At 73.0% G+C, this 9,664-nt stretch carries 10 protein-coding genes; 5 read left to right on the forward strand and 5 right to left on the reverse strand.

All coding sequences use genetic code 11. From position 1 onward, the window contains the following. Window positions 1-164 precede the first annotated feature (164 nt). On the forward strand, window positions 165-560 hold the full coding sequence (locus ACFWJB_RS11215; protein ID WP_386921742.1) for a hypothetical protein: 396 nt from the start codon (window positions 165-167) through the stop codon (window positions 558-560). A gap of 3 nt (window positions 561-563) precedes the next feature. On the opposite strand, the gene ACFWJB_RS11220 is transcribed toward ACFWJB_RS11215, so the two are convergent. Beyond that, window positions 564-1,178 (reverse strand): DUF6000 family protein, encoded by a 615-nt coding sequence (locus tag ACFWJB_RS11220; protein ID WP_386921744.1) that lies wholly within the window; start codon window positions 1,176-1,178, stop codon window positions 564-566. Between the two features lie 49 nt (window positions 1,179-1,227). Next, window positions 1,228-2,166 carry an alpha/beta hydrolase family protein gene (locus ACFWJB_RS11225; RefSeq protein WP_386921746.1) on the reverse strand — a complete coding sequence of 313 codons (939 nt, stop codon included), beginning with the start codon at window positions 2,164-2,166 and terminating at the stop codon, window positions 1,228-1,230. Between the two features lie 200 nt (window positions 2,167-2,366). On the opposite strand from ACFWJB_RS11225, the gene ACFWJB_RS11230 reads away from it, so the two are divergent. The 3 genes from ACFWJB_RS11230 to ACFWJB_RS11240 all read left to right on the forward strand — a co-directional run bounded on the left by ACFWJB_RS11230 (window position 2,367) and on the right by ACFWJB_RS11240 (window position 4,446). Beyond that, window positions 2,367-2,957, forward strand: a complete 591-nt coding sequence (locus tag ACFWJB_RS11230; protein ID WP_386921748.1) for a TetR/AcrR family transcriptional regulator — start codon at window positions 2,367-2,369, stop codon at window positions 2,955-2,957. Window positions 2,958-2,996: 39 nt separating this feature from the next. Continuing rightward, window positions 2,997-3,512: a glutathione peroxidase gene (locus ACFWJB_RS11235; RefSeq protein ID WP_385465400.1), complete on the forward strand. Its 516-nt coding sequence runs from the start codon at window positions 2,997-2,999 to the stop codon at window positions 3,510-3,512. A gap of 73 nt (window positions 3,513-3,585) precedes the next feature. After that, the gene (locus ACFWJB_RS11240; RefSeq protein WP_386921752.1) at window positions 3,586-4,446 is read left to right on the forward strand and encodes a MerR family transcriptional regulator; all 861 of its coding nucleotides are present in this window, start codon (window positions 3,586-3,588) and stop codon (window positions 4,444-4,446) included. Window positions 4,447-4,551: 105 nt separating this feature from the next. On the opposite strand, the gene ACFWJB_RS11245 is transcribed toward ACFWJB_RS11240, so the two are convergent. From ACFWJB_RS11245 to ACFWJB_RS11255, 3 genes are all read right to left on the reverse strand, one after another. Then, window positions 4,552-4,743, reverse strand: a complete 192-nt coding sequence (locus ACFWJB_RS11245) for a DUF397 domain-containing protein (protein ID WP_385465395.1) — start codon at window positions 4,741-4,743, stop codon at window positions 4,552-4,554. Between the two features lie 172 nt (window positions 4,744-4,915). After that, window positions 4,916-5,773: a helix-turn-helix domain-containing protein gene (locus ACFWJB_RS11250; RefSeq protein WP_385465392.1), complete on the reverse strand. Its 858-nt coding sequence runs from the start codon at window positions 5,771-5,773 to the stop codon at window positions 4,916-4,918. 338 nt (window positions 5,774-6,111) lie between these two features. Then, on the reverse strand, window positions 6,112-6,870 hold the full coding sequence (locus ACFWJB_RS11255; RefSeq protein ID WP_189233184.1) for a GPP34 family phosphoprotein: 759 nt from the start codon (window positions 6,868-6,870) through the stop codon (window positions 6,112-6,114). A gap of 176 nt (window positions 6,871-7,046) precedes the next feature. On the opposite strand from ACFWJB_RS11255, the gene ACFWJB_RS11260 reads away from it, so the two are divergent. Further along, entirely contained in the window at window positions 7,047-9,650 is a 2,604-nt protein-coding gene (locus ACFWJB_RS11260) for a D-alanyl-D-alanine carboxypeptidase (RefSeq protein ID WP_386921756.1), read from the forward strand. Window positions 9,651-9,664 lie beyond the last annotated feature (14 nt).

Here is a 9,664-nt window from a genome sequence, read left to right on the forward strand (position 1 = left end):
ATGCCACCGCTCCGCGCCCCGGCACCTTCGCCCGAGTCCGGTCCGGTTCGGTCCGGTTCGGTCCGGTTCGGTCCGGTTCGGTCCGGTCGGCCGGGGGCGTTTTACTCCCCTCGCCTCCTGGAAACCCGTTCAGAGCGAACCCACCACACGACGAGGTGAGAACCATGGTGCTGCTGGGTCTTCTGCTCATGGCGTGCGCCGCCGCCTTCGCGGGGCTGCTGATCGCGTACAACCTGTCCGGCGGCCCGGACTACACGGTGACCCTCCTGGGGAGCCAGCCGTTCACGATCAACACCCTCGGGGCGTTCCTCGGCGGCGTCGCCCTGACGCTGATCTTCGGCCTGGGCATGTGGATGCTGCTGGCCGGCACGGTGATGGCGCGCCGGCGCAGCCAGCGGCGCCGCATGGACCGGGTGTCGGCGGCCCGGTCCGCCCCGGAGTACGACGAATCGGCCGACCAGCCGGTCGGGCGGACGGCTCCCGGCGGCGCGGGCGCGACGACGGAAACCCGCCGTCCGGCCGGGCACCGGCCCCACTGGCTCCGGGGCCACGCCCACTGACCGTCACCTACCGCGGTGCGCGGCACTCTCGGCGGCGAACGCGCGGAGCCGGCCGATGAAGTCGCGGAAGTCGTCGGGGGTGCCGGGGTCCTTGCCGGGCGGCCCGGCGAGCCACCGGTGCCAGAGGCCGCCCGGGGCGAGGAACGGAGCCGCGCGGTCGGCGCCGAGGCCTGCGTCGAGCAGCATGAGCGCGCCCAGGGCGGCCGTCTGGTCGTAGTGGAGGTCGGGGCGCCGCAGGTAGCGGTCGAGGTAGGCGACCAGCAGGTCCGCGTCAGCGGGAGTGCCGAAGGCGGCGAGTGCGACGCAGTACGCCTGCCCCGCGTAGGGGCCCTCGCTGGCCAGGAGGAGGACGCCCAGGCGCTCGCGGAACCCCGTCCGGCCGGCCACGGCGACGAGCCACGCCGCCGTCTTGCGCTCGCGCCATCCCCCGTCGAAAAGGAGGTCCAGTTCCTGATCGCCGATCTCGTCGGCGGCCTCGCCCAGTTGCCGGGCGAACCGGGCGCGTTCGCGTTCGCCCATGCCGAACAGGCTGCCGCCGAGCTTGAGATAGCGCCGGCCGGGCGTGACGTAGCGGCGTATCGCGTCGAGCCGTGCGGCGTTCATGTCGCCCTGGTGCATGGCGACATCCTGCCCGGGTGGGTCGCGCCCGGGCAGGGGCGGTGCCTCGCTACTTGCTCTCCACCCTGCCCAGCGGGGCGGTGTCCTGCGCCAGTGCGGCGGTCGCCTCCTTCCAGGCGTTGTCCGCCGGGTCGAGGGCGCTGCGCAGGTAGGCCGTGGTGAGGCGCTGGAGGAGGGCCACCCGGGCCGGGTTCTCGTCCGTGGTCTCGGCGACCTCGTGGCCCGGTATGCCGCCGAGGGAGTGCTCGGCACCGTAGAGGGTGAGCAGGCTCTTGCCGCCGGGGCTGTAGGTGTACGGGTCGGTGAACCAGTCCGGTCCGCGGGTGGACAGGGCGGACTGGTCGTGGTCGCCGGCGACGACCAGGGCCGGGGTCGTCATGCGGTCGAAGGACGGCCGCATGAAGGGCAGGTGCTCGGCGGCGAACGGGGTCAGGTCGTCGCCGAGGCCGGGCAGGGCGAGCAGGACGCCCGCCGCGACCCGCGGGTCGGACAGGTCCTCGCCGGGGACCCCGTCGGCGTCGAGGACGCGGGCGCCCAGCAGCGTGCTCGCCGTCTGGGCTCCCCACGAGTGTCCGGCCACGGCGACGCGGTCGCGGTCGGGACGGCCGCCGAGTCCCGGTACGGCGGCCGCGAGGACGTCGAGTCCGTCCAGGACCCGCTTGAGGTCCTCGACGCGGAAGCGCCACATCCGCGGGGTGCGGGGGTCCTCGGCGGGGATGCCGAGCGTCCTGGAGTCCAGGTGGGTCGGCTGCAGGACGACGAAGCCCCGGGCGGCCCAGTGGTCGGCGAGCGGGGCGTAGCCGTCCATGGACGAGCCGAAGCCGTGCGAGAAGACGACGACGGGCAGGCCGTCGCCGGTCGCGGGTGCGGAGACCCGGACCTGGAGGTCCTCGCCGCGGCCGGGGGCGGGCAGGATCACGGGCTTGGCGGAGACCACGGTGGCCGCGCTCGCGCTCTCGTGCGCGGTCGCGGGGTTCGGTGCGGACATGGCGATGCCTTCCGTACGGTGTGCGCGGGGCGGGACCCGGGGGTGCGCCGGGCCCGGCAGAGGGGGGAACGAGGGGCCACGACAGACGGGTGGCCTGGTCGACGGCTCCGCGGTCTGCCATGATGCAGGAAACGGAACGTCGTTCCGAAAACAATACGGAGCACTGTTCCGTTTCGCAAGGGCAGGAGAGGACGCGTCGCGTGAACGACAGCGGTCAGAGCACGGGAAGCGCCGCCGGGCCGAAGCGCAAGGACGCCCGGCGCAATCAGCAGGCGCTGCTGGACGCGGCCGCCGCCGTCTTCGTCGCGTCTGGCGTGGAGGCGCCGGTGCGCGACATCGCCGCCGCGGCCGGCGTGGGGACGGGCACCATCTACCGCCACTTCCCGACGCGGGCGGATCTCGTCGTCGCCGTCTACCGGCACCAGGTCGAGGCCCTGGCGGAGGCGGGCCCGGCGCTGCTGGCGAGCGCCACCAGCCCCCACGCCGCCCTGGGGCGGTGGATCGACCTCTTCGTCGACTTCCTGGTCACCAAGCACGGGCTGGCCGCCGCGCTGCGGTCCGACGAGGCCGGTCTCGAGACGCTGCACGCCTACTTCCTCGACCGGCTCGTGCCGGTGTGCGCCGAGCTCCTCGACGCCGCCGTCGCCTCCGGCGAGGTGCGCCCCGGTCTCGGGGCCCTGGAGCTCATGCGCGGTGTCGGCAACCTCTGCATCGGCGCCGAGAACGACCCGGCCTACGACGCGCGCCGGCTGGTCGCCCTGCTCGTCAGGGGGATGCGGCGGCAGGGCTGACGCGGGCGGCGGGACCGGGGGCGGGGCTAGCATCCGGGCATGACGACCGCAGAGAACAGCAACGACAGCCTCCCCCTCGACGTCGAAATCGGTGCCCTCCAGGGCGGGGCCGCCGGCCTCTCCCAGTACGCCGGCCAGGTGGTGCTGGTGGTCAACGTGGCCTCCAAGTGCGGGCTGACCCCGCAGTACGCCGGTCTGGAGCGGCTGCACGAGCGGTACGCGGAGCGGGGCTTCACCGTGCTCGGCGTGCCGTGCAACCAGTTCATGGGCCAGGAGCCCGGCAGCGCCGACGAGATCGCCGAGTTCTGCTCGGCGACCTACGGGGTGACGTTCCCGATGACCGAGAAGGTGGACGTCAACGGGGCGGACCGGCACCCGCTGTACGACCGCCTGACCGGCTTCGCCGACGCCGAGGGGCACAGCGGCGACATCCGCTGGAACTTCGAGAAGTTCCTGATCGGACGGGACGGCAAGGTGGCGGCCCGCTTCTCGCCGCGGACCGAGCCGGAGTCGGCCGAGGTCGTCGCGGCCGTGGAGGAGCACCTCGCCGGTTGACCTTGCCCCTGGGGCAGGCCCGAGCCTCGTGGCCGCCGGGCGGACAGGCCGCCCGGCGACGGAGGATGACGACGTGGACGATGCGCGCGACGACGAGTTGCTGACCATCGGGGCGTTCGCCGCGCGGGCCCGGCTGTCGGCCAAGGCCCTGCGGTTGTACGACCGCCTGGGCCTGCTGGTGCCGGCCCATGTGGACGAGACCACCGGCTACCGCTACTACCGCACCGGCCAGGTCGAACGCGCCCGGCTCGTGGCCCTGTTGCGCCAGCTCGACATGCCGTTGGCGCGGGTCGCCGAGGTGGTCCGTGCCGACGGGCCCGGCGCGGCCGGCCTGCTCGGCGCGTACTGGGCGGACGCGGAAGCGCGGTTCGCCGGGCAGCGCACGCTCGCCGCCTACCTCCGTGCACGGTTTTCGGGAAGGAGCTCCGAGGTGTACGAGAAGTTCGCGGTCGGGACGGTGGACGTGCCCGGCCAGGTGCTGATCACCGAGACCCGGCACACGCTGGCGCACGAGCTGCCGGCGTGGATCGGTGCCTCGCTGGGACGGCTGGAGGAGGCGGCCCGCGGCTGCGGGGGTGTGACGGCGGCGCCGTTCGTCGTCTACCACTCCGAGGTGTCGGCGGAGAGCGACGGCCCGGCCGAGTCGTGCGTGCCGGTCGCCGACGAGGCGGCGGCACGGGCGTGGGTGGAGCGGCAGGGGCGTGCGGTCCAGGCGCGGGTGCGGGTGGAGCCGGCCCGGCGGCTGGCCTGCACCCGGATCACCAAGGCCCAGGTGGCCCATCCGCAGATCCTGGCGGCCTTCGAGGCGGTGGAGGCGTGGATCGCCGACCGGGGTCTGACCGTGGACGGGCCGTGCCGTGAGGTGTACTTCGCCGACTGGGACGCGGCCGGACCGGAGGACCCGGTGTGCGACGTGGCGTTCCCGGTGAGGTGACCGTGCCGCCGGAGTGAACAGGGCCCTCTCGGCAAGGTCGGCGAACTGGTCGAGAGGGCTCTGCCGGCGGGGCCGCTGGGGCCGGTGGGGTCGTGCGCCGGGCTGTTACCCCTTGACCGAGGCCACGAAGGCGTTCCAGGCATCGGCCGGGAAGGCCAGCACCGGACCCGCGGGAACCTTGGAGTCGCGGACCGCGAGCGCCGCCACGACCGGGGACTTGACCTCGACGCACGCGCCGTTTCCTCCGGAGTAGGAGGACTTGGTCCAAGAATCCGTGGCGCCCTGAAGAATTGCCATGTCTGCTCCGATGGCGAGTGAGTGCGGTTTACGCCAATGACACGTGATCTTTGGCGTGATCGACGCTACTCGCTGGCCTCGCCGATCGGAGCCGCCATTCACCCGACCGGATGGCATATTCCAGGTGACTCTTCCTGAACAGCGCAACGGGGGTGTAGCATCCCCGCCGCCCTCAGCGTGCGTACTCCTTCGCCACGTCCTCGATGAGCTGACGGGACTGCTCCACGTTCAGCGCCTGGGCCCTCAGGTGCTCGTACATCACCGTGTACTTCTGCACGTCCTGCGCCTTCTCCAGGTACAGGTCGCTGGTGACGCCCTCGATGTACACGACGCTGGAGTCGGCCGCGTCGGCGAACTCCAGGATCGAGTACTGCCCGTTGATGCCGGGGTGCGCCCCGACGTCGTACGGCAGCACCTGCACGGTGATGTGCGGCAGGTGCGACATCTCGGCGACGTGCTCGAGCTGTTCGCGCATCACCTGCTTGCCGCCCACCACCCGGCGCAGCGACGCCTCGTCGAGGACCACCCACAGCCGCAGCGGGTTGCCGGCGGCGGAGATGCGCTCCTGACGCCGTATGCGGACCTGGACCCGCTTCTCGATGTCGGCGACCGACGTCTCGGGCAACGCACCCTGGATGAGCGCCTCGGCGTACTGACGGGTCTGCAACAGGCCGGTGATGATCTGTGGTTCGTACGTGCGCAGCGACTCCGCGTCGGTCTCGAGGCCGATGTAGACGCTGTAGGGGATGTCCCCGAAGGCGTGCCACCAGCCCTGCTGGCGCGAGTCCTTCGCCATCTGCATCAGCGACTCGACGACCCGCTGGTCCTCGACCTCGTACACCCCGCACAGGTCGCGGACGTCGCGCTGGCTGATGCTGCGCCGGCCGTTCTCCAGGCGGCTGATCTTCGACTGCGAGACCAGCAGCCGCTCCGCCACCTCCTCGGCCGTCATGCCCTTGAGCTCGCGGAGCCGGCGCAGCTCCTGGCCCAGCCGGCGCCGCCTGACGGTGGGATTGACATTGGACGCCACGGGACGTGCACCTCCGGCTGCGTGACTCATGCCTGCCACTTTGCGTATCTGCTGTTGAGCAGACTGCCACCAAGGAGCTTTCCGGCGCTGGCAAACGGTCGACATGCGCCGCCCGCACGCCGGTTCCGGACCGCTTGCGCACACATGGCCGCGCGGGGCGGCGGGTCCGGCGCCGTCCGGGTGTGCCGGACGTACGGTCGGTCCCGCCGCCCCGCGCGGACCTGCGGCTCCCGTTACCGGGTCCAGGGGACTGTCGGTGCGGCGGTGCGTGGTCGTGCGTGGTGCGGTCGTACATGGCGCGGTCGTGCGTGGGGCGTTGGTGATGCCCGTGGTGCGGCTCAGTGGACCACGGCACGGGCCATGGATCCGTGGCGCGGTTGCGCCGGAACACCGCGGGCGGGTTCCGGGGCGGGCCTCGCCCCCGGTCCGGCGGCCTGCCGGCCGGCCGGTGCCGGGCTGCGGCGCGGCTGCGCCGCCGCACCGTTCTGGACGTCCATCACCGCGTGCGCCACCAGGCCGCCCATGGGGTCGTGCCGGATGAGGTCCCGCAGCCGGGACCGCGACGAGCGTCCTTCGTTGCCCGGGTAGAGGTGCTTGCCGAGTCCGACCGCGTGGGCCAGCGCGGCGAGCGCCGCGGTCCGCGGGTCCGGCGGTACGCCGGTGCGGATCGCCGAGTCCAGCCGGGCCTTGATCTCCCGGCTGATCGCCGTGTCCGTCGCCTGGTAGCGAGTCGTCGGCAGCACCCCGCACATCTGGCCCTCCACGGCATGCACCATGCCGCAGCGCTCCAGATGCGAGAGGTAGGTCTGACGCAGCCCCAGGCGGGGCCCGCCAATCCAGTTGACCGCCCGTACGGGAGCGCCACGCCTTCGCAGCAACTCCAACGCGCAGTCGAGTGTCGGATCTCCAGTCGGCCGTGGGGCCACCACGGCGATACGATCCCCGTCTGGGGCTATCCGTCCGGCCAGCGCCAGCTCCACCAGCTGTGCTCCGGCCAGACCGAGGTCGAGCGACTGCGGCTGTGCGGTGGTACCCGTGGTCGGGTCCAGCGCCAGCAGCAGAAGCTCCTCCGGAAGTGTTCTGCGGCTCCTGCCCATCCATGCCTCCCCGCGTGGATGACAGACAGGGTGACCCCTCTCACATTGGTCTGTCGAGGGTGCGTGACCGCTTCGTAGTGGAACCAGTAGGTATGTCGTTCTCGTCTACCGCGTGGGTCCTACCCGTACACAGGACACTGGTACATGTTCGGTAGCGCACACAGGACGTGCGGCGCATGGAGGAGGCATCGGTGGCGGGCGAGTCCCCCGACAGGTCGAAGCAGCGCGAGTCGTCGGTAGAACCGACGTCGGGGAGCGCGGGTCCGGTTCCCGAAGCCAGGACAGAGGCGAGCGAGCCGCGTGATCCGCGGCTGGCGGTGGCGCGGGACTCCGCGGAGCCGTCGGCGTCCGCCGGGTCCCGCAAGCCCCGAGGGGGCGTGGATACGGCCACCCGGGTGCTTTCGGTCCGCGACACGGACACCGAGGCGGAGACGCCGGAGGCCGGCAGCGCGAAGGCCGGGACGCCGGAGGCGGAGACGCCGGAGGCGGAGACGCCGGAGGCGGACACGGCGGAGGCCGGGACGCCGGAGGCGGACACGGCGGAGGCGGAGACGCCGGAGGCGGACACGGCGGAGGCCGAGACGCCGGAGGCGGACACGGCGGAGGCCAAGACGCCTGAGGGCGGCAGCGGGGCCGGGGCCGTGGCCGCGGCGGACGACGAGGCGAAGGCCGAGGCCGAGGCCGGAACCGACGCGGAACCCGAGCCCGCGGCCGAGGGCGGAACCGAGGCCGGCACCGAGCCCGACGCCGACGCCGAGTCCGGGTCCGGTGCTCAGGTGGACGGCGAGGACGGCGACGGTCCGGAGGAGGCCGGCGGGAAGAGCGCGTCTGAGACCTCCGGTGACGGCCGGCTGCGCGATGCCGTGGCGGCGTGGGTCGCCACCGCGGACGAGCGGGCCGCCGCGAACGCCCGGCCCGAGGCCGAGGGCGAGCCGGAGGACGCCGCGTCCCCCGGGAAGCCGGCCCAGGACGCCGACGCGGCCCCCGACGGGCCCGAGGACGCCTCCGACGGCCCCGACGCCTCCGAGGAGCGCGCGGACGAGCGCGCCGCCGCCGAGCCGCGCCCCGACGCGGACGGGACGGACGACGCGGCGACGGACGACACGGCGAAGGACGAGGCGGAGGACGAGCCCGGGGCCGACAAGAGCCCCGTCGATCAGCCCACCGCCGTCTTCAAGGCCGTACGGCCGCCCGCCAAGCCCTCCGTGGACCAGCCGACGACCATGCTGAAGCTGGGCGACGCCGGGAAGAAGGGCGGGAAGACCGACAGGACCGGCAAGGCGGACAAGCCCGACGGGGCCGGCACGCCCGAGGCCGAGGCCGAGCGCACCAGCAAGTTCGTCGCGCTGCGGCAGCCGGACGATCCGGCGACCCGCAAGCCCCCGCGGCCCGCACAGCCCGCGCAGCCCGGCAGCGGGGCGCCCCGCGCGTCCGCCGCCGCGGCCACCGCGGCCGTGCCGCAGGTCGGTCCCGACCGGACCACGCAGCAGCCGCTGCCGCCGAAGCCGCCGCTGGACCTGCTGGCGGAGCTGACGAACACCCCGCCGCCCCCGGAGACCCCGCTGCGGACGACCGTACGCCGGGTCAAGATCTGGACCCCGCTGGTCGTCCTGCTGGTGATCGTCTTCGGTGTGGTGCAGTCGATGCGCCCGCTGCCCGAGCCGACGCTCGACCTCACGGCGCAGGAGAGCTTCACCTTCGAGGGCGGCAAGCCCGAGATCCCGTGGCCGTCCGCGGGTCAGGCCGCGCTCGACGTGCAGGGCATCGGTTCGTTCGGCTCCTCCGGCGAGCAGAAGCCCGTGCCGATCGCCAGTGTCGCCAAGGTCATGACCGCGTACGTGATCCTGCGCGACCACCCGCTCAAGAGCGGCGCCGCCGGCCCGGAGATCGCGATCGACCAGACCGCCGAGGACCAGTCGGAGGCGGGCCAGGAGTCGACCGTCAAGGTCTACGCGGGCGACAAGATCTCCGAGCGCGAGGCCCTGCAGAGCATCCTGATCGCGTCCGCGAACAACGTGGCGCGGCTGCTGGCCCGCTGGGACGCGGGGTCGGAGAAGGCGTTCGTCGAGAAGATGAACGCCGCCGCGAAGGACCTCGGCATGACCAACACCACGTACACCGACCCGTCGGGTCTGAACAACACGACGGTGAGCACGGCCGTGGACCAGGTGAAGCTGGCCAAGGAGGCGATGAAGCAGCCCGCGTTCCGCGAGGTCGCCGCGATGATGTCGTACGACGACTACAAGGGCGTGAACCACGGCAACTGGAACCAGCTGGTCGGTCACAACAACGTGGTCGGCATCAAGACCGGCACCACCACCTCCGCGCTCGGCAACCTCGTCTTCGCGGCGAAGAAGGAGGTCGGCGGCGAGACCCGGACCATCGTCGGGGCCGTGGTGCGCCAGCCGGCGACCGCGGACGAGGGGATCCTCGCCGCCGCGCTGAGCGCCGGCGACGAGCTGATCCGGGCCGCGCAGGACACCCTGGAGTCGTCGACGATCCTGAAGAAGGGCTCCGTCGTCGGGTACGTCGACGACGGCCTCGGCGGCCGGACGCCGGTCGTCGCCACGCAGGACGTCAAGGCCGTCGGCTGGCCGGGCCTGACCGTCAAGCTGACCTTCGAGGCGGACGAGGTGCCGCACACGGCGAAGGCCGGCACCAAGGTGGGCACGCTCACCGTGGGCGACGGCGGGGTGAGCGGCGCGGTGAAGGTGCCCGTCGCCCTCCAGCAGGACCTGGTCGAACCGGCCTTCACGGACAAGCTGACCCGGATCGGCTGACCCGCCGGCCCGCC

The sequence above is a fragment of the Streptomyces sp. NPDC127100 genome (genome assembly GCF_042724095.1).
In the GTDB taxonomy this organism is placed as follows: domain Bacteria; phylum Actinomycetota; class Actinomycetes; order Streptomycetales; family Streptomycetaceae; genus Streptomyces.

Coding starts and splice junctions, on each gene's coding strand:
- ACFWJB_RS11215 (WP_386921742.1), top strand. CDS start 165: ATGGTGCTGCTGGGTCTTCTGCTCATGGCGTGCGCCGCCGCCTTCGCG.
- ACFWJB_RS11220 (WP_386921744.1), bottom strand. CDS start 1,178: ATGCACCAGGGCGACATGAACGCCGCACGGCTCGACGCGATACGCCGC.
- ACFWJB_RS11225 (WP_386921746.1), bottom strand. CDS start 2,166: ATGTCCGCACCGAACCCCGCGACCGCGCACGAGAGCGCGAGCGCGGCC.
- ACFWJB_RS11235 (WP_385465400.1), top strand. CDS start 2,997: ATGACGACCGCAGAGAACAGCAACGACAGCCTCCCCCTCGACGTCGAA.
- ACFWJB_RS11245 (WP_385465395.1), bottom strand. CDS start 4,743: ATGGCAATTCTTCAGGGCGCCACGGATTCTTGGACCAAGTCCTCCTAC.
- ACFWJB_RS11255 (WP_189233184.1), bottom strand. CDS start 6,870: ATGGGCAGGAGCCGCAGAACACTTCCGGAGGAGCTTCTGCTGCTGGCG.
- ACFWJB_RS11260 (WP_386921756.1), top strand. CDS start 7,047: ATGGAGGAGGCATCGGTGGCGGGCGAGTCCCCCGACAGGTCGAAGCAG.